Source organism: Tenacibaculum finnmarkense genomovar ulcerans (assembly GCF_900239495.1).
Classification (GTDB): domain Bacteria; phylum Bacteroidota; class Bacteroidia; order Flavobacteriales; family Flavobacteriaceae; genus Polaribacter; species Polaribacter ulcerans.
Genome location: NZ_OENE01000014.1, coordinates 1 through 20526, shown reverse-complemented (window position 1 = coordinate 20526; position 20526 = coordinate 1). Strand labels below are relative to the sequence as shown.

Annotated in this window: 13 protein-coding genes; 7 read left to right on the top strand and 6 right to left on the bottom strand. The window is 31.5% G+C overall.

Features of this window, described 5'->3' with window-relative positions:
• Positions 1-70 precede the first annotated feature (70 nt).
• Both DPIF8902391_RS04845 and ribB read left to right on the top strand, forming a co-directional pair.
• Entirely contained in the window at positions 71-1519 is a 1449-nt protein-coding gene (locus tag DPIF8902391_RS04845) for an LptF/LptG family permease (RefSeq protein ID WP_172505189.1), read from the top strand.
• 2 nt (positions 1520-1521) lie between these two features.
• Complete coding sequence (ribB, locus tag DPIF8902391_RS04840) at positions 1522-2664, top strand: 3,4-dihydroxy-2-butanone-4-phosphate synthase (RefSeq protein ID WP_172505188.1); 1143 nt, start codon at positions 1522-1524, stop codon at positions 2662-2664.
• Positions 2665-2906: 242 nt separating this feature from the next.
• On the opposite strand, the gene DPIF8902391_RS04835 is transcribed toward ribB, so the two are convergent.
• From DPIF8902391_RS04835 to DPIF8902391_RS04825, 3 genes are all read right to left on the bottom strand, one after another.
• Complete coding sequence (locus tag DPIF8902391_RS04835) at positions 2907-3848, bottom strand: NAD(P)H-dependent flavin oxidoreductase (protein WP_172505187.1); 942 nt, start codon at positions 3846-3848, stop codon at positions 2907-2909.
• 16 nt (positions 3849-3864) lie between these two features.
• Positions 3865-5052 carry a tRNA 2-thiouridine(34) synthase MnmA gene (mnmA, locus tag DPIF8902391_RS04830; protein WP_172505186.1) on the bottom strand — a complete coding sequence of 396 codons (1188 nt, stop codon included), beginning with the start codon at positions 5050-5052 and terminating at the stop codon, positions 3865-3867.
• A 101-nt stretch (positions 5053-5153) separates the two neighbouring features.
• Positions 5154-5792 carry a toxin-antitoxin system YwqK family antitoxin gene (locus DPIF8902391_RS04825; protein ID WP_172505185.1) on the bottom strand — a complete coding sequence of 213 codons (639 nt, stop codon included), beginning with the start codon at positions 5790-5792 and terminating at the stop codon, positions 5154-5156.
• A gap of 118 nt (positions 5793-5910) precedes the next feature.
• Here DPIF8902391_RS04825 and DPIF8902391_RS04820 point away from each other — a divergent pair, with 118 nt between their 5' ends.
• The gene (locus tag DPIF8902391_RS04820; RefSeq protein ID WP_172505184.1) at positions 5911-6495 is read left to right on the top strand and encodes an adenylosuccinate lyase; all 585 of its coding nucleotides are present in this window, start codon (positions 5911-5913) and stop codon (positions 6493-6495) included.
• Between the two features lie 15 nt (positions 6496-6510).
• On the opposite strand, the gene DPIF8902391_RS04815 is transcribed toward DPIF8902391_RS04820, so the two are convergent.
• The gene (locus tag DPIF8902391_RS04815; RefSeq protein ID WP_058885365.1) at positions 6511-7350 is read right to left on the bottom strand and encodes a thioredoxin family protein; all 840 of its coding nucleotides are present in this window, start codon (positions 7348-7350) and stop codon (positions 6511-6513) included.
• A gap of 189 nt (positions 7351-7539) precedes the next feature.
• On the bottom strand, positions 7540-8067 hold the full coding sequence (locus tag DPIF8902391_RS04810) for a YkgJ family cysteine cluster protein (protein WP_058885366.1): 528 nt from the start codon (positions 8065-8067) through the stop codon (positions 7540-7542).
• A gap of 228 nt (positions 8068-8295) precedes the next feature.
• Between DPIF8902391_RS04810 and argS the strand changes: the two genes are divergently transcribed.
• The 4 genes from argS (at position 8296) to DPIF8902391_RS04790 (ending at position 18087) form a co-directional block, all read left to right on the top strand.
• Positions 8296-10071: an arginine--tRNA ligase gene (gene argS, locus DPIF8902391_RS04805; protein WP_172505183.1), complete on the top strand. Its 1776-nt coding sequence runs from the start codon at positions 8296-8298 to the stop codon at positions 10069-10071.
• Between the two features lie 306 nt (positions 10072-10377).
• Positions 10378-11766, top strand: coding sequence for a dihydrolipoyl dehydrogenase (lpdA, locus tag DPIF8902391_RS04800; protein ID WP_172505182.1), 1389 nt, complete (start codon positions 10378-10380; stop codon positions 11764-11766).
• Positions 11767-12195: 429 nt separating this feature from the next.
• Positions 12196-17883 carry a M43 family zinc metalloprotease gene (locus DPIF8902391_RS04795; RefSeq protein ID WP_172505181.1) on the top strand — a complete coding sequence of 1896 codons (5688 nt, stop codon included), beginning with the start codon at positions 12196-12198 and terminating at the stop codon, positions 17881-17883.
• A 21-nt stretch (positions 17884-17904) separates the two neighbouring features.
• Positions 17905-18087 (top strand): hypothetical protein, encoded by a 183-nt coding sequence (locus tag DPIF8902391_RS04790; protein WP_058885370.1) that lies wholly within the window; start codon positions 17905-17907, stop codon positions 18085-18087.
• A 107-nt stretch (positions 18088-18194) separates the two neighbouring features.
• Here the strand turns inward: DPIF8902391_RS04790 and DPIF8902391_RS04785 are convergent, their stop codons facing one another.
• Positions 18195-19679, bottom strand: coding sequence for a thiol-activated cytolysin family protein (locus tag DPIF8902391_RS04785; RefSeq protein ID WP_172505180.1), 1485 nt, complete (start codon positions 19677-19679; stop codon positions 18195-18197).
• Positions 19680-20526 lie beyond the last annotated feature (847 nt).

Here is a 20526-nt window from a genome sequence, read left to right as displayed (position 1 = left end):
TTGTTAATGCCTTTAAAAATCATTAACAAAACTTATTATTTTATACACCTAACCTATTATCTTTGCTTTTGTGAAAACATTAGACAAATACATTTTAAAAAGCTTCTTAAAGCCTTTCTTCGCTACATTTTTAATCATACTTTTTGTATTGGTAATGCAAGTTTTATGGCTTGCTTTTGAAAATTTTGCAGGTAAAGGAATTAGTATTGGGATTATTTTAAAATTCCTTTGGTACACCACCCTACTTGTTACCCCGCAGGCATTGCCTATTGGGGTCTTACTTTCTTCGATAATGACCTTAGGTACTTTGTCTGAAAATTATGAGTTTGCCGCTGCAAAATCAGCAGGTATTTCTTTGCCCAGAATGGTGCGTTCTTTAGTATTTTTAACCTTGTTTTTAAGTGCTTTAAACTTTGTTTTTTTAAACAATGTATATCCGTATGCTATGTTAAAGCAATTAAATATGCGCGTTAACATTAAAAAGAAACAACCTTCAATTGCTTTAGTTGCTGGTAGTTTTAATACTGAATTGCCAAATTTTCAAATTAAATTCAAAAAAAAATACGGAGAAAAAGACAACCTTTTAGAAGAAGTGATGATTTATGATTTATCTGCTAAAAAAGGGAATAACAAAATTATAACGGCTAAAAAAGGGAAAATAATTTCTGAAGATGGAAGTAGATACATGACCTTAATTTTAGAAAACGGTTATTATTTTGAACATCATATAAGAAATGGGTCTCCGCTTAAAGAGCGTCAAAAAATGCCTGCTTCATACGCCAATTTTGACCAATACACCATTAACATTGATATTTCATCTTTAAGTGGCGATAACCTAGAGGAAGAGCGCTATAAAACGCAGTACAACATGCTAAGTCTTTCGCAACTAAAGGACACTATTCCTACTCTTAAAAAAAATTATGATGCTTTTATTAATAGTAGGGCTAAAAATTTATTTTCAGGAATAAAAGTAGAAGATTTACATACCTACCCTGATTCATTAATTAATAAAAAACTATCAAAAAATACCTTAGACAACTTTAATCTTATTGAAAAAGAAAACATATTAAATACTGCTAGTTCTAAAATTGATCGCAGTATAAACAACAACAATTCAAACAAAGAAACCTTAAAGCGAAAAAGAAAATACTTAAACTTGTATGATATTGAATTTTACAACAGAGTTGCCTTTTCACTTTCTTGTTTATTGTTATTTTTTATCGGTGCTCCGCTAGGCTCTATTATTCGAAAAGGAGGAATGGGCTTACCCATGATTTTAGCTATTGCCATATACGTCCTTTATTTTTTCACGAATACCTTTGGGCGAAACCTTGCTGAAGAAAGTTCTATAACAGCCCTAACAGGCTCTTGGTTAAGTATATTATTAATGCTACCTTTGGCTATCATATTAACAATTAGAGCCACTAAAGATAAAGGCTTATTTGATTTTAAAAGTTTTATTTCACCAGTTAGTAACTTATTTAAAAACCTATTCTCGAAAAAAGAGAAAACCACATAAAAATGACAACACAAACCTCCGCTAAAGTTCAGTTAAATACTATTGAAGAAGCTATAAACGACATCAAAGACGGAAAAGTTATCATTGTAGTAGATGATGAAGACCGTGAAAATGAAGGTGATTTTTTAGCTGCTGCCGATAAAGTAACTCCCGAAATGATTAATTTTATGGCAACTCACGGAAGAGGCTTAATTTGTACGCCACTTACCGAAGATCGTTGTAAAGAATTAGAGTTAAACATGATGGTTAACAACAATACCGACCCTATGGAAACAGGCTTTACTGTTTCGGTAGATTTACGAGGTAAAGGAGTTACCACTGGTATTTCTGCTTCCGATAGAGCTATTACTATAAAAGCTTTAATTGATGCTGATACAAAACCTGCCGACCTTGCACGTCCTGGGCATATTTTTCCTTTAAGAGCAAAAAATGGTGGTGTATTAAGAAGAACTGGGCATACCGAAGCAGCTATTGATTTTGCGCGTTTAGCAGGCTTACAACCCGCAGGAGTTATTGTTGAAATAATGAATGACGATGGTACAATGGCACGTTTACCTCAACTCTTAAAAGTAGCTAAAAAGTTTGATTTAAAAATTGTTTCTATTGAAGATTTAGTTGCCTACCGAATGGAGCACGATTCTTTAATTGAAAAGAAAGAAGATTTTAATATTCAAACCCGTTTTGGTGAATTTCGCTTAAGGGCTTATCAACAAACAACCAATAATCAACTTCATATTGCCTTAACAAAAGGAACTTGGGCTAAAAAAGACCCTGTTTTAACAAGAATAAATTCGACCTTAATTAATAATGATATTCTTGGAACATTAACTAGTAATGCGGATAAAAAACTAGATAAAATGTTTAAGGTAATCAATGATCAAGGTAAAGGAGCTATTCTTTTTATCAATCAACAAAACCAGGCATTAAATTTATTAAACCGTTTACGTGGTTTAAAAGAAAACCAAGCCAATGGAGAAATGAAAGCCCCAAAGGTTAGCATGGATAACAAGGATTTTGGTATTGGAGCACAAATATTACACGACTTACATATTAGTAAATTACGTTTAGTTTCTAACAGCCAACAAACCAAACGTGTTGGTATGATTGGTTATGGTTTAGAAATTGTAGATTATGTAAATTATTAGATATATAGTTTTATAAACTTATTATTCTATAAGATAAAAAAGGAAGCTTTAAATAGCTTCCTTTTTTGTTTACTGATATTTTTTATTTTTAAACTTAATTAAAATAATTTACAAAAAAGTTAAAATAAAACTCAAATACCTAGCCCCGATTGAAGCATTTGTTTGAGCTCTTTTTTGTTTTTTTTTCTTCTAAAAAAATAAAAAAAGCGAGTGCGGAAAGCGGGAAATTGCTTCAAAAAAAATTATAAAAACTTTAAACTATCTTTAATCTGTTCAAATTCTGTAACAATTTCTTCTAAAACTTCTTTTGCTGATTTTATCTGATGAATTAATCCTGCAACTTGACCAATTTCAAGTTCTCCTTCGTTTAAATCGCCTTCAAACATTCCTTTCTTTGCTCTTGCTCGTCCTAATAATTCTTTGATTTCTTCAATAGTTGGGTTTTGCTGATACAAATCTTGGACATCATTATAAAACTTATTTTTAACCAAACGAACAGGCGCTAATTCTTTTAATGTTAAATGTGTATCGCCATCTTTAACATCAATAATTGTTTGCTTAAAATTAGCATGCGCTGACGATTCTAAAGTTGCCGCAAAACGACTTCCTATTTGAACGCCATCTGCTCCTAAAATCATGGTTGCTAACATGGCTTTTCCTGATGAAATTCCCCCTGCCGAAATTACAGGAATTTGCACTTTTTCTTTAACCATCGGAATTAAAGTAAGCGTTGTAGTTTCCTCTCGTCCGTTATGTCCGCCCGCTTCAAAACCTTCACAAACAACAGCATCTACGCCTGCCGCTTCGGATTTTAAGGCAAATTTCACAGAACTTACTACATGAACAACCGTAATTCCTTTTTCTTTTAAAAAGGTTGTCCAAGTTTTTGGATTTCCTGCGGATGTAAAAACAATTTTAACACCTTCTTCAATGATAATATCCATGATTTTTTCAACATCAGGATACAACATCGGCACATTTACACCGAAAGGTTTATCTGTTGATTTTTTGCATTTTTGAATATGCTCACGCAAAACCTCAGGATACATAGAGCCTGCTCCAATTAAGCCCAATCCGCCAGCATTAGAAACTGCGGATGCCAACTTCCAACCAGAAACCCAAACCATTCCACCTTGAATAATCGGATATTTTATATTAAAAAGTGATGTTATTTTATTTTTCAAAGTTGTTTTTTAAGTTTTAAGAAATTACTCCCGAACCTACTAATTCTTCGTTAATATACCAAGCTACAAACTGCCCTTCTTGAATTGCCGATTGTTTGTTTTCAAACTCAACATATAAACCGCTATCAACTTTATGTAATATTGCTTTTTCTAATTTCTGACGGTAGCGTATTCTTGCTTCTACTTCCATAGTTTCACCTGTTTTTAAAGCTAAATCTTCACGAACAGCATGTAATTCTTCATTAGAAACAAATAAAACATTTCTGTATAAACCTTGATGCGTTTTTCCTTCACCTGTATAAATTATGTTTTCATTTACATCAGTTTCAATAACATACAACGCTTCTTTAGTTCCACCAACATTTAAACCTTTACGTTGTCCTTTGGTGAAATAATGCGCTCCTTGATGCTTTCCTACAATTTTCCCACTTTCTTTTTTGTAAGAGAATTTTGTAGAAAAATGTGCTAATTCAGCTTCTTTATTTTCAAACTTTGGAATTTCACGATTATACTGCTCAAAACTTGTTGGAATTTGCACAATTACCCCTTCTTTTGGCTGTAATTTTTGCTGTAAAAAATCAGGCAAACGTACTTTTCCGATAAAACACAATCCTTGAGAATCTTTTTTATCCGCAGTAATTAAATCGGCTTTTTTTGCAATTTCTCGTACCTCTGGCTTTGTTAATTCGCCTATTGGAAACATGGCTTTTGCTAATTGTTTCTGCGATAATTGACATAAAAAATAAGATTGGTCTTTATTGGCATCTTTTCCTGCTAATAATTTATATACCGCTTCGCCAGCAATTACTTCTTCTGCTTTTCGGCAATAATGCCCTGTTGCTACGTAATCGGCTCCTAAACTTAAAGCGATGTCCATAAAAACATCAAATTTAATTTCTCGATTACATAATATATCAGGGTTTGGCGTGCGTCCTTTTTCGTATTCATTAAACATATAATCAACAATACGTTCTTTGTATTGGTCGCTTAAATCGACGGTTTGAAAAGGAATTCCTAATTTCTCGGCAACCAACATTGCGTCGTTACTGTCTTCTAACCACGGGCAATCGTCTGAAATGGTAACCGAATCATCATGCCAATTTTTCATAAACAAGCCGATAACTTCATATCCTTGTTCTTTTAACAAATAAGCGGTTACACTACTATCTACACCTCCCGAAAGTCCTACTACTACTCTTTTCATTTTTTACTTTTGTAAGCTACAAATTTACGAATAAGTTTCTGTTTTTATAATGGATATTTTTAATAGCAACATCAATTAAATTGATACCTAATTTCAGACTATTATTTTTTAAAATCAGACACTTTCATTTTCTTTTTCTTATTCACTTTTTCGCCATCCATATAAAATTCCCACTTCCCTACTCTTTTGCCATTTTTATACATTCCTTCTTCTTTAATACCGCCTTTTAAATCGTAATAAGTGGCTTTTCCTTCTAATTTACCGTTTACATAAAGAGTTTCTTCAATTAAAATAGCCGAATCGGTAAAGGTTTTAGACACACCGTTTTTCTTTCCTTTTAAATAGTGTAATTCTTGTGTCAGATTTCCGTTCGGATAATAATTCTTAAAAATTCCGTCTAGTTTTCCGTCTTTATAATTTTCTTGAGAAACAGGTTTTCCATTTGAAAAATAATACACCCATTTTCCAACACGCTTTTTACCAATCATTTTACCTTGGCTTTTTAACTTGCCAAATTCAGTGTAAAATTTTACAGTAGCCGTACCGTTTACATAGGTTTTTGTACTTATTGGTGATCCTGAAGATGTAATTGAATAAAACTTAAAAACACCTACTTCTTTGCCATTTTCAAACTGCCCTGTGTACCTTACTTTTCCGTTGGAGTATAGTTTTTTCCAAGCGCCAATTCTGTTTCCGTTCGCGTCTATTTTATTTAATTCCTGAGCTTCTATAGAAGTCATAAAAAAAACGGATAATAAAACTGTTATTGAAAATATCCTTTTTATATTTAACATTGATACTTCTTTTTTTATTGATTAAATAATTTATTGAATTCAAAAATACACAAACCGTACCAATATGAATCTTGATTTTTTAATTTCTATTTTAGATGATATGAAAACCCCTACTAAAATAAACAGAAATAACGCTGCTAATAGTGTGTTGGCACATCCAAAATTAATAAAACAACTTGTGTATTTAACTTTTGATGTAAATAATAAGCAATCTATTAAAGCCTCTTGGGTTTTAGAATGGATTTGTACACAGCACAGCATTGATTATATATTGCCTTATATAGGTGTTTTTACAGAAAAAATTTCAAGCCTACATTTTGATAGCGCTATTAGACCTTGTGCTAAAATATGTGAAAATTTAGCGATAGAATATACCTCAACAACTCAAAATAAAACGAAAAACACAGTTACAGCAAAACATATTGATAGCATTATTGAAACGGGTTTTGATTGGTTGCTTACCGATCAAAAAATAGCGGTATATGCTTATAGTATGACTTTTTTATTTTTCTTCGGATTAGAAAAAAACTGGGTACATTTCGAATTAAAACACTTAATTACGACAAAAATAATTCACAAAAGCAAAGCCTGTAAAGCGCGAGCAAAGCATATTTTAAAATTGATGGAACAAAAAAAAACGAGGCTATAAAACCTCGTTTTTTCACTATATTTTTCTTGATTTAGAAAGATAGGTTTTATAATTTTTATCGGTCTTTAATTTTTCATACCAAATTTTGGCATTTTCTTTATCCTTTAACTTATTATAAGCTGCAAAACCTATAAAATCAAACAATACTTTATTTTCAGGTAAAATTTCAACTTCTTTAAAGTTTTTATCTAAGTATTTTAACGCTTTTTCATTTTTACCTTTAATTAGTAACTTGTATGCGCCTGCTAATAAATTAACTTTTTGCGAATATTTTTGTTTATATTCTTTTTTAGAAGTCAATTTCTTTATTTTTTTAAAATAAATCCCTCCTAATTTTAAAAAATCATATTTAATTTTTCCCTTTAAATAAATAGAAGCATCTAAATACTTTTCACCTAAAGATAGGGCAATCTCTGGAGTTTGTTTTTTATAAAAAGAGGCAAAATCATTTTGAAATACCTTAGTATTAATAGTGTATTTTTTTAAAACTTTTAACATCTGTTCTTTGGTTTTATAGCCTGTTTCATTGAAAACAACCTCACCATAAGCATCAACAATTAAAACATAAGGAATTCTATTTGCCGAATATTTATTTGAAATTTTTCTAAAAACATCAATATCTATTTTTAAAGGAATGTAAGCACTTAGTAAGCTTTCAACCTCTGGAGTACGCCAAGTATCAGCTTCCATTTTTTGACAAGGATAACACCAAGTAGCCCAAAAATCAATCAATATTAACTTATTTGTTGCTATTGATAATTTTTTAGCATCTTCAAAAGAAGTCATCCAAGTTGTTGCCTTGGCATGTTGTGATATTGAAATTAATAATACAAATGTTAAAATGATTTTTTTCATAAAGTCTTTTATTTAAGCTATTTTTAAACTCAAAAATACATAAATATCATTTAAAAATAGGCTTCATTTTTAAAATACTGTTTTAAAGCTCCTAAAAAATTAGTGTAAAAATATTGTAAAAAAGAAATTCCGCCTAACTATTAAATAATAGTACAGCGGAATTTTTTAAAGGAATATTATATTAAAATATTACCCTAATCTTTTAATTTTTTCGTTAGAACGCACTGGCAAACGTTTTTTTAACTCTTCAACAATTCTATACGTTGCAGGGCAAATAGCGGTGTTTGCAATGGTTAAATCTGAAATTTGAATAAATTTCTTGCGGTTTGTATGTGGGTATTCTGAACACGCTTTTGGGCGAACATCATAAATAAAACAAGAATTATCACGCTCATCTAAAAATGAACATGGCGCTGTTTTTAGTACCATAAAATCATCTTGATCACGCTCTAAATATTGCGCTTCAAAATTACGCACTTTCATTTTTAAATACTTAGCAATACGCTCAGTATCTTTATCTGTAAAAATAGGGCTGGTCGTTTTACAACAGTTACCACAGTCTAAACAATCCGTTTTTGCAAACTCTTTGTCGTGTAAATCTTGCGCTACAACATCAAAGTTTTTAGGTACTCGTTTTTTTATGGTTAAAAAATATTTTTTATTTTCCTTCTCTACGTCTTTTGCTAACTTCTCTAAGTTCTCTAAATCTCTATCCATGCTGCAAAAATAGTCATATAAACTATTAGAATGAGTTTAAATATTACGCAAATAAACAAACCACTGCAATTCTTGGAGCTCTTTATTTAAACTTCACTAAATTCGAGAAACAAAGCAGCGTAATTTACTTAATTATTACCCCGCTAAAACATCCTGAAAATTGTTAGAATCACTTTAAATATCATCCAAATAAATTATGTAATTTTGTTGTTCAATTTTCAACAACTAATGAGCATACAAACCTTAATTGAAGCAAAAGTAAAAGAAGGATTTTCAACCTTATATAATGTCGAAATTCCGAGTGTCGAATTTCAAGCAACCCGTAAAGATTTTGAAGGAGATATCACTGTGGTGGTTTTTCCTCTTTTAAGATACAAAAAAGGAAATCCTGTTCAAATTGGCGAGGATTTAGGGAAATATCTTGTTGAAAACGTTACCGAAATTACCAATTATAATGTGGTAAAGGGATTTTTAAACCTGGTAATTGACGATACTTTTTATACTAATTTTTTTAATCAAATAGCTACAGATACTTCTTACGGATTTATTTCGCCTTCGGCAGATGATTCTTCTCGTATGGTAGAATATTCATCTCCTAACACAAATAAACCGTTACACTTAGGACACGTTCGTAATGTTTTATTAGGATATTCGGTGGCTGAAATTTTAAAAGCATCGGGTAAAAAAGTATATAAAACGCAAATTATTAACGACCGTGGAATTCATATTTGTAAGTCAATGTTGGCTTGGGAAAAATTCGGAAACGGAGAAACTCCAGAAAATACCGGTTTAAAAGGCGATAAATTAGTAGGAAACTACTACGTAAAATTCGACCAAGAATATAAAAAAGAAATAGCAACTTTAATGGCTTCGGGAGTTTCTGAAGATGATGCTAAAAAACAAGCACCTTTATTTTTAGAAGCGCAAGCAATGCTTCGTAAATGGGAAGCTGGTGATGAGCAAGTTGTAACACTTTGGAAAGAAATGAATTCTTGGGTTTACAAAGGATTTGATGTTACTTATAAAACTATCGGTGTTGATTTTGATACATTATATTACGAAAGCAATACCTATTTATTAGGAAAAGACACTGTTGACGAAGGTTTAGAAAGTGGTGTTTTCTTCAAAAAAGAAGATGGCTCTGTTTGGTGTGATTTATCTGAAGATGGTTTAGATGAAAAACTGGTTTTACGTTCAGACGGAACATCAGTTTATATGACTCAAGATATTGGAACTGCTATTCAGCGTGCAAAAGATATGCCTGATGTTGGCGGAATGGTTTACACCGTTGGTAACGAACAAGATTATCACTTTAAAGTTTTATTCTTAATTTTAAAGAAATTAGGATATTCTTGGGCAGAACAATTACATCATTTAAGTTACGGAATGGTCGATTTACCTTCTGGAAAAATGAAATCACGTGAAGGAACTGTTGTTGATGCCGATGATTTAATGGACGAAATGACCGATACAGCTCGTACTATTTCACAAGAATTAGGAAAATTAGAAGGGTATTCTGACCAAGAAAAAGAAGAATTATATAGAGTTATTGGTTTAGGAGCTTTAAAATATTTCATCTTAAAAGTTGATCCTAAAAAGAGAATTTTATTCGATCCGAAAGCTTCTGTAGATTTTCAAGGAAATACAGGTCCTTTTATTCAATATACCTATGCTAGAATTCAATCTATTTTAAGAAAAGCAACTTTTGATTATTCAAATGCTGTTTCAATTGAATTGCACGCAAAAGAAAAAGAATTAATTAAACAATTAGAATTATATCCTGAAGTAATTCAGCAAGCGGCTAATAATTATTCGCCTGCCGTAATTGCTAATTATACCTACGAATTGGTAAAAGAATTCAATTCTTTTTATCAGAATGTACATATTTTAGGAGAAGAAAATCAAGATAAAAAAATATTCAGAGTTCAGTTATCTAAAAAAGTTGCCGATACTATTAAATCGGCATTTGCTTTGTTAGGTATTCAAGTTCCTGAAAAAATGTAATAAAATGGTGCTTCTGCCCTATTTATTTTTTGATGAAAGAACTAAAATTCAAAAAATGAAAAATAAATAGGGTTGAAAAAACGAAAATTTGCGTTAGGGATTGAACGGCATGTTTGAGCTCTTTTTTAGTTGTCAGTTCGAGTGAATTTGCTTTTTTAGCAAATTTATATCGAGAACAAAACTAAAAAAAGCGAGTAGTGAAAGCCCGCCCGAACGCCCAACTTATCGATACGATTTTGAAAATAAAATCACTCGAAGTGACAAAAAAATATAAAATAAACAAACAATAAGTAAAAAATTAACAACATGAAATACGACGTATTAATAATCGGAAGTGGTCCTGGAGGATATGTAACTGCTATTAGAGCATCGCAATTAGGGTTTAAAACGGCTATAATTGAAAAGGAAAATTTAGGTGGAATTTGCTTAAACTGGGGATGTATTCCTACAAAAGCATTGTTAAAATCTGCTCAGGTTTATGATTATTTAAAACATGTTGACCAATATGGTTTAAAAGCGGAAGCAATCGATAAAGATTTCCAAGCAGTTATTAAACGTAGTCGTGGCGTAGCAGAAGGAATGAGCAAAGGTGTTCAGTTTTTAATGAAGAAAAACAACATTGACATTATTGACGGTTTTGGTAAAATTAAAACGGGTAAAAAAGTTGATGTTACTGCTAAAGATGGTTCTGTAACTGAATATGCTGCTGACAATATTATTATCGCAACTGGTGCACGTTCTAGAGTTTTACCAAATTTACCACAAGATGGTGAAAAAGTAATTGGGTATCGTCAGGCAATGAGCTTACCTAGTCAGCCAAAATCTATGATTGTTGTAGGTTCGGGTGCTATTGGTGTTGAGTTTGCACATTTTTACAATTCAATGGGAACGGATGTTACTGTTGTTGAATTTATGCCAAATATTGTACCTGTTGAAGATATTGATGTTTCGAAACAAATGGAGCGTTCTTTCAAAAAATCGGGTATTAAAGTAATGACAAGTTCATCTGTTGAAACTGTTGATACTTCTGGAGATGGCGTAAAAGCGACCGTTAAAACGAAAAAAGGGGAAGTTGTTTTAGAAGCAGATATTTTATTATCGGCTGTTGGAATTAAAACAAATATCGAAAACATCGGTTTAGAAGATGTTGGAATTATTACTGACAGAGATAAAATTTTAGTAAACGATTTTTATCAAACAAATATCCCTGGTTATTTTGCTATTGGTGATGTAACTCCTGGACCAGCTTTAGCACACGTTGCTTCTGCTGAAGGAATTACTTTAGTTGAAAAATTAGCTGGTTTACATACTGAAGCTATCGACTATGGAAATATTCCTGGTTGTACCTATGCAACTCCTGAAATTGCATCTGTTGGAATGACAGAAAAACAAGCAAAAGAAGCTGGTTACGATTTAAAAGTTGGTAAATTTCCTTTCTCTGCCTCAGGAAAAGCAACTGCGGCAGGAACTACTGATGGTTTTGTAAAAGTAATTTTTGATGCAAAATACGGTGAATGGCTAGGTTGTCATATGATTGGTGCAGGTGTTACCGATATGATTGCGGAAGCTGTTTTAGGTAGAAAATTAGAAACTACTGGACATGAAGTTTTAAAAACAATTCACCCTCACCCTACAATGAGTGAAGCGGTTATGGAAGCTGTTGCTGATGCGTATGATGAAGTGATTCATTTATAGAATTTTCAATATTAATTTAAGGAGTTCTTTTTTCGGAAATTCAACTTAAAATTATTTTATATACAATAAAACCTCGTCAAATTTGACGAGGTTTTTTTTATGTATTTTACAAGGCAATTACCTCTTTTATATATATTTAAAATAAAAATAGCCTAAAAAAAATCATATCACACAATAAACATGTATTAGTTTCGTAATACTCTAAAATGAAAAGTAAATCTGTTTTAAAATTTTTGATTATAGATTCTATATTCGAAAGTAAAACACACCTAAATATCCTCAATAAAAGGAATAAATATTCATAAACATATACAATATTATCAATAATTAAGCTAAAACAGTGCTAATCAAACAATAAAACTTATATTACCCGCAAATTAACATTAAATTAACTTAAAACTACTTTTAAAGTAGTTCTAAAACATCAAAATGAAGAATAAAATTACACTGCTGTTGCTAATTTTGGTTACTTTTTTACAGTCCAAAATTTTTGCACAAAAATCGGAACACAATAAGCATGCTTGTAAAGCAAGTATTCAAAATGAATTGATATTCAAAAAACATCCTAAAGCAAGAAAGGAATACCTTGAATTTAACAAAACCACCAAACAATTAGCGAGAAATCAAAAATCTCAACGTGCTAGAACATACACCATTCCTGTAGTTTTTCATGTATATGGCGAAAATCAGAATGGAGCTACAGTTACTCTCGATAAAATTAAAGTAGCTTTAGAAAAACTTAATCTTGATTTTCAAGGTTTAAATGATGATTTTGCAGGTGTTGACCCGTTTTTTGAAGCTAGAAAAAGTAGCTTAGATATCGAATTTAAATTAGCAAAATTAGACCCAAACGGAAACTGTACTAGTGGTGTTGTTTTTTACGATGAAAAAGCTGGTTACGGTAACGGTGGCGGATATGACGCTCAAATTGCTGCCGATGCTTGGGACAATTATAAATATATGAACATCTATCTTCAGGCAGAATTATATGCCGATGGTGATACGAATCAATCTGGTGTTGCTTGGTATCCTAACAGCTCAATGTCGGATGCAAATACTGCAAGAGTTGTATATAACGGAGCCTATTTACACGGAAATACAGGAAAAGAATTTGCTTCTGTATTTACTCATGAATTTGGTCACTTCTTTAACCTTATACATACATTTCAAGGAGGTTGTACTGCTACTAATGATGAAGTAGATGACACGCCTGCCGAAGATAAAGATGTAGTTGGTGCTAATTGTTCTCCTACTAAAAACTGTAATGGAGAATTTATCAACTATGAAAATTACATGGGATATAATGGTGCTGCCGATGGTTGTTACAGAATGTTTACCAAAGGACAAACAGATCGTATGTTAGCGGCTTTACAACATCCTGCTCGTAAAACTTTATGGCAAGATCAAAATTTAATTGATACTGGTGTTAATAATACTGGCGGTGCCATTGCTTTAAATAATAATACAGTTAAAGAATTAGTAGCAAACGATGGTAGATTTAACCAAGAAATAACGGTAACTCTTGATAATGCTACTTTTAGCGCTTCAACGGGTAACTTAACTCAAGGTAATCAATATAGTATTGCTTTACCTCAAGGATTATCTTCTACAGTAGCAATTACCTCTACAACAACAGCGACTCTAACAGTATCAGGAACTGCAACAAGTCACCTAGAAACCAATAATGAAACAGTAAACTTATCTTTTGATACTAGTGCGTTTAGTCCAGGTCAAACCTTAAGCTGTACATCTATCGGTTTAGACTTTAAATTTTATAGTCCTTATGAAATTATTTATCATGATATTACAGATATTTCTGCAACTACAGGTGCGATTTGGGATAATTTAAATTTAACCAAAATAAATGGTGATAATGCTTATGGTACTTGGGCATATAAAACAGGACAGTTAAAATTAGAAACTTACGGAAAAAGGTTAGTTACCAATACAGGAACAAGAGATATTACACTTTTACCTAAAAATACAGTAATTTCTACAGTAAGTAATTTTACCGCTCCTGAAGCTTATCCTGGTCAATTAGATATGAGTTATGATACTTATACTGATTGGGATGGAAAAACTGGATATATCGGATTTGAAGCAGATCATAACGGAGAAACTATCCACGGATGGATGAAAGCTAGTGTTTCTGCTGATGGTGAAACATTAACCGTTTACGAATACGCTTTTTCTACCGAACCTAGTGGTGATATTTTAGCAGGGCAAACTTTATATGATACTTCAGCATCTGAATTACTTTTTGTATCTAAAGAAATTAAAGAAGCAACTGATAATACAGGAGCGTTTAATTATTCAACCAAAGTTACGCTTTCTGGAGCGGCAGAGTTTTCAAATAAAATATTTGTAAAAGGAACTGATTTTACAACTAATTTCCCAAGTGATTTTACCGTTGCCTTTAATTATATCAGTAAAGATGAACTTGAAGTAACAATTTCAGGAACTACTACAAACCATGCTATAGCTGATAATTCTAATTACAATATTAGTTTAAATAGTAGTGCATTTACAAATGGATTTGACAGTGTTATAAATAAAACCAATACTTTTGATGTTGTCTTTAGAGATCCTTATGAAATTATTTATGATGACATTGCAGACATTACAGCGACCACAGGAGCTGGTTGGGATAATTTAAATTTAACAAAAATAAATGGATCTAATGATTATGGTGTTTGGCTTTTTGAAGCAGGTAAATTAAAATTAGAAACCTACGGAAAAAGATTAGTTACCAATACAGGAACAAGAGATATTTCATTTTTACCTAAAAATACAGTAATTTCTAAAACAGATAACTTTACTGCTCCTGCCGCATATCCTGGTCAATTAGATATGAGTTATGATACTTATACCGATTGGGATGGTAAAACTGGATATCTTGGATTTGAAGCTGAACATAACGGTGAAATTATTCACGGATGGATGAAAGCTAGTGTTTCTGCCGATGGGGAAACTTTAACGGTATATGAATATGCTTTTTCTACTGAACCTAAAGGAGATATTAAAGCAGGGCAGAAATTATTTGATTTAGATGCCTCTGAACTAATTTTAGCTTCCACAGAAGCTATAGAGACTACTGATAACGCAGGAGAGTTTAATTTCTCAACTACTATTACTATTGATGGCGTTGCAAATTTCGCTAATAAAACGTTTGTAAAAGGAACTGATTTTACAAGTACTTTTCCAAGTGATTTTACCGTAGCAGTTAGTTATGTAAATGCTAAAGAAGCACAAGTAACAATTACAGGAACTACTATTAGTCACGCTAAAATTGATAGCAACAACTACAATATTGCTTTCAACAGTAGTGCTTTTACTACTGGATTTGATAAAGTTCAAAACAAAGAAAATAGCATTGCTCTTAAATACAGAGATCCTTACGAAATTATTTTTGTAGATAATGCTGACTTATCAGCAAACAAGGCTAATAATTGGTTTAATTACAATTTAACAGAAATAGATGGTCCTCATTTTTATGGTATTTGGGCACATACTGATAAAGATACTCAAAAAGAATATTTAAAATTTGAAACCTACGGAAAGAGATTAGTTACCAATAATGGAACAAGAAATATTACATTTTTACCAGAAAACACATTAATTTCTACTGCAAGTAATTTTACAGCTCCTGAGGCATATCCTGGTCAATTAGATATGAGACATGAAACTTATACTGATTGGGACGGTAAAACTGGTTATATTGGTTTTGAAGCAGTTCATAATGGAGAAATCGTTCACGGATGGGTAAAAGCTAATATTTCTGCCGATGGTAAAACATTTACTGTTTATGAATACGCTTTTTCTACACAGCCTAATGGCGATATCGAAGCAGGACAATTAGTCTTTAGAGGTGATAATTCTGATTTAGAATTTAGTTCTAAAACTGTTGCTGAAAATGAAGAAAACACAGGAATTATTAATTTCACTTCAACAATTCGCATTGGAGGTGTAGCTAATTTCACAGATAAACAATTTGTAAAAGGAACCGATTTTACAACAACAATAGCTAATGATTACGATGTTGAAGTTATCTATTTAAACGAAAAAGAAGTTCGTTTAACAATTACAGGAACGTTAAGTAGTCATGGAAATGATGCTTCTACTAATTATGATATTACTTTTAACAGTACTGCTTTTAATAATGGTTATGCTGATATCAACAATAAAGTAAACACCCTTGACTTTAATTTCTCTGACCCTTATCAAATTATTACAGGAACTTTAAATGCTAGCACTCCTTGGGGTCCTTTTATGCTTTATGATTTAGATGCTGATAATAATAATCAATCATTTGGTGCTTGGAAATCTGGAAGTGATTTAAAAATTGAAAACAGCGGTAAAAATTTAATACTAAATAATAGTACTGATAATATTACACTTATCAACGAGGGGCAGTTAATTTCAGAAAAAGATAATTTCACTTATAAATACGGACCTAATATCCATACACCTTCTTATACTGAATGGGCAGGAAAAACTGGGTATGTTGGTTTTGAAGCATTATACCAAGGTGCTACCGTATATGGTTGGTTTAAAGTTACTGTTCTAGCAGATGGTAGTCAATACACTATTACAGAGTATGCTTTTTACACCAAACCAAAAGGTGCTATTTTAGCTGGTGCAACTACCTTACCAACAACAATTACATGGTCAGGAGCAACAGATACTGATTGGAATAATGCAAATAACTGGATAGGAAATACCGTTCCAACAAGTGCTGATGATGTTATTATCCCTACAAATGCAAGTAATTTCCCTACATTAACACAAGAAGTTACTGTAAATAAAATTACAATTGAATCAGGAGCTACATTAATTACAAATAGCAAATTAACCGCTAATGTTACTTACAACAGAAACTTAACAACTGATAACTGGTATTTAGTAAGTTCACCATTAAGTAATGAAACTTTAACAAACATTATTGTAAATAATAATTTTGCTTCAGGAACAGCTAAAAATATCGGTTTAGCTCCTTACAAAAATGACGGAACAGCTTGGGATTATCAAACAACGGCTGCAACAGGAAGTATTGTTTCAGGAAAAGGATATTCTGTTAAATTAAAAACTGTTGATGCTATTAAATTTACAGGTAATGCAAATTATCAAACTGTAACAACTGCTGTAACAACAGGAGTAAATAACTATAACTTAGTTGGAAATCCGTATGCTGCTTACATTAATTTAGGCGAATTTTTCAATGCTAATCCTTTAAATACCGTTGTAAAAGAAGCTACAATTTGGTTATGGAATCAAGCAACTAATAATTATGATTTAAAACTAGCAGGTATTGATAATACTTTTCAAATAGCACCAACACAAGGTTTCTTTGTAAGTGCTAATGCAAATACCAATGTAACTTTTGATAAAAATAATCAATCACATACTGCGGGGGTTTTTCAAAGACAAGCGAATACTAAAACACAAATAAACATTACAGCAACTTCAAGTAAAGGAACTGCTAAAACAGCAAAAATCTATTACTTAAACGGCGCAACCACTGGTTTTGACAATGGTTTTGATGGAAGTGTTTTTAAAGGATCAAAAAGTAATTTTAGTGTATTTACAAAATTGGTAAACAAGCAAAACACTACAGATTATGCAGTTCAATCGTTACCAATTAATGATTTAGCTACAACAATTGTTCCTGTAGGAATTAAAGCAAACGCAAACCAAACTATTGTTTTTTCTGCCGAATCTTTTAATCTACCAGCAAATACTAGTGTATTTTTAGAAGATAAAGAAAACAATAAATTCATTAACTTATCAAAAGAAGATTATAGTGTAACCTTAAAGAAAACGACTAATTCAGGGCAGTTCTTTATACATACAACTTCGAAAAAAGCAAGTAATGAAGCGCAAATATTAAGCGATATTTCAATTTCTCAATCAGCTACAAACCAGTTAACTATTACAGGATTACAATCAGAAAACAATACGATTGTTATATATTCAGCAATAGGAAAACAAATTTTAAGCAAAACTTTTAAATCAAACGGAACAAGCCTAATAAACTTACCTAAAGTATCAGCAGGTGTTTATATTGTTACTGTAACAAGCGATTTAAAAAGAGTAAACAAAAAAATAATTTTAAACTAAAAATTTAAAAAACAAAACATCATGAAAAAACAAGATATATCAAAAGACACCAATATTAGCCGTAAAGAAGCTTTACAGAAAATCGGAAAACACGGTAAGTACGCAGCCTTAACAGCGCTTGGAACCTATATGATTTTAAGCCCTCAAAAAGCACAAGCTCAAAGCCCTATAGCTCCTGAATCTCCAGGTACTGGTGGTTTTTAATTAATCAATTAAAAATACTTTAAATTAAAAATCTCTAAGAACAATTGTTCTTAGAGATTTTTTTTAAATCAAAAAATTATAAATTAAACTTAAAACATGAAGTCGTTTTAATAAATTTTATACGATTCAATCCCTAGCGTTAATATTGATGAATTATGATATAACTCCTCTGTTTTTAACGGACTTTTATCTAAATCATATAAATGCCCATTACTTGTTAGCAATCCTTTTTTAATTAAATCAAGCATTGCAGGCAAAGCAAAAACATGCGTATCTTTATTGCTATAATCTCTAAAAACAATATAAACCTTATCCTTTTTAGTTAATAACTCAAGCCTACTTTTCACTTTATATTCCGAACCAAAAAACAATTCTTTTTCATTCGATTTCCCTGTTACAACATCTACCCTTCTAATAAACACTCTTTCAGGTTTCAACACCGATCCAGCTTTAGTTTTTAAACCATACCAATCTAAATTAATATCAAAATCAATACTTTTATTAGAAATCTGATCAACCCTTACTCTTTTGGTATATTTAGAATACAACACATTGGTAAAAACCTCATTATTACCTAACTCCCTTAACCTATAGGAAATAGGCAATCCAGGGTTTTCTTTACTATACGAAGCACCGCTAGCTATAAACTCTTTTACCGCACTAAGATCTCCAATTTCCTGTCCTGCAATCGTAGCACTACCCCCTACAATTGTAGCCTTTATTGTTGATGTTTTTACTATTTTACCAAACTCAGTTTCAGCATTTACCCCAACTGAACCACCTAAAAACGAAGCCTGTAAAGCCGCCTCTAATTCCACCTTACTCATAGTAGACTCTATACTCATTAAAAATACTCGACCATAAGTTACAGACGACACATATAAAGGCTTATGATTCACTATTTTTTCTTTAAAATCAAAACTTTCGTTAAAAAAAGCAGCTGATTGATCAGGCACATCAACATCTATAGTATAAAATTTTTGGATCATTTTAACCACAACCTTTGTTGTTTCTTTCTCATAGTTAAACGCTAAACTCCCCGATACATTTGTACCAAACCCTTCATAATTACCACCTAGCGCTATTTTCAGGTGATTATTACTAAAAACTTCATCAGTAGTATAACGTAAATTAGCAGGAGGAATATCAAAATTTCGATCCTTTAAAAGTGTACTAATAGCATCTCTTGTAGTCGATAATTTTGGAGAATCAACAGTAATTGATGTTTTATCACCAGTTAATGAAGTAGACAAAACAATCGCAGCCCTTGGTGCCGATATTGGTTTATAAGACCCTTCCACAACCGAACTTGCCACAACCAATGACCCGGGATAAAAAATCTCACTACTCGGATTAAATAAAAACTGTTCATCAAATCCCACTGCAACCTCATACTCCTCTAGAGTATACTGATCTCTACGCGCATTTTTTTGAATTATTTTTCGCTCCTCAAAAGGCGCTATCTGTAAAACAGAAGGTAAATTATTTAAATACTCATTTAATTCAACCTTATCAAATACAGGCATTGTTTCATTTTCGCTACAAGCCAAAAACAGAAAAGCCATTACAAAAGGTAATACTATTTTAGTCATTTTATACATAATTATGTTTTTCACCAAATATACATTTTATAAGTAATTGCAAGGTTTAAATCATATAAATATTAAACACAGCCCATAAACACAAATACTATATTACCTAAAAGCTAATATACAGGCAGTTACATTAAAAAAGATCGTCTATAAATCTTATTAAGACTACTTAAAAAGTACTTACTCATATTAAAAAACAACTTTTTCATTAAAATAATTTGCTTTTAACCAGCAAAACACCATTAATACCTATTAAAAAACATTGTTTAATTTAGAATTCACAGTACTATTTTTTTGAAGCAATTTCCCGCTTTCCGCACTCGCTTTTTTTGTTTGAAAAAAACAAAAAAGAGCTCAAACAAATGCTTCAATCGGGGCTAGGCATTTGTGTTAATTTTCATAAATCGATACATCAACTATAATTCCACCAATCTCTACCCTATCAATTCGAGTGATTTTTTAAAATAAACAAACGTCATACTAAAATTAGTTCAGCATCCCATCAAAAAGAGAACTAATGGTAAGACAAAAAACACCTCAAAAAATTACAGCTGTCAGTTCGAGTGATTTTTTTCCTTCAAAAAATTGTATCGAGAACTTTTTTCAACCGAAGAATCTGTTTTTAAAATAAACAAACATCATACTCAATTTAGCTCAGCATCCCCATCAAAAAGAGAACTATGATAAAATAAAAAACACCTTAAAAAATTACGGCTGTCAGTTCGAGTGATTTTTTTCCTTCAAAAAATTATATCGAGAACTTTTTAGTCATTAAAATCACTAAAATTGACAAGAATCATCAAAAAAAAGCTAGAAACTGATCCAAAAAATGTTTTCCTAAAACAGA

Excerpts from the sequence above, each read along its gene's own strand:
- ribB (WP_172505188.1), top strand. The coding sequence starts at position 1,522 with ATGACAACACAAACCTCCGCTAAAGTTCAGTTAAATACTATTGAAGAA.
- mnmA (WP_172505186.1), bottom strand. The coding sequence starts at position 5,052 with ATGAAAAGAGTAGTAGTAGGACTTTCGGGAGGTGTAGATAGTAGTGTA.
- DPIF8902391_RS04825 (WP_172505185.1), bottom strand. The coding sequence starts at position 5,792 with ATGACTTCTATAGAAGCTCAGGAATTAAATAAAATAGACGCGAACGGA.
- DPIF8902391_RS04820 (WP_172505184.1), top strand. The coding sequence starts at position 5,911 with ATGAATCTTGATTTTTTAATTTCTATTTTAGATGATATGAAAACCCCT.
- DPIF8902391_RS04815 (WP_058885365.1), bottom strand. The coding sequence starts at position 7,350 with ATGAAAAAAATCATTTTAACATTTGTATTATTAATTTCAATATCACAA.
- DPIF8902391_RS04810 (WP_058885366.1), bottom strand. The coding sequence starts at position 8,067 with ATGGATAGAGATTTAGAGAACTTAGAGAAGTTAGCAAAAGACGTAGAG.
- argS (WP_172505183.1), top strand. The coding sequence starts at position 8,296 with ATGAGCATACAAACCTTAATTGAAGCAAAAGTAAAAGAAGGATTTTCA.
- lpdA (WP_172505182.1), top strand. The coding sequence starts at position 10,378 with ATGAAATACGACGTATTAATAATCGGAAGTGGTCCTGGAGGATATGTA.
- DPIF8902391_RS04795 (WP_172505181.1), top strand. The coding sequence starts at position 12,196 with ATGAAGAATAAAATTACACTGCTGTTGCTAATTTTGGTTACTTTTTTA.
- DPIF8902391_RS04790 (WP_058885370.1), top strand. The coding sequence starts at position 17,905 with ATGAAAAAACAAGATATATCAAAAGACACCAATATTAGCCGTAAAGAA.
- DPIF8902391_RS04785 (WP_172505180.1), bottom strand. The coding sequence starts at position 19,679 with ATGACTAAAATAGTATTACCTTTTGTAATGGCTTTTCTGTTTTTGGCT.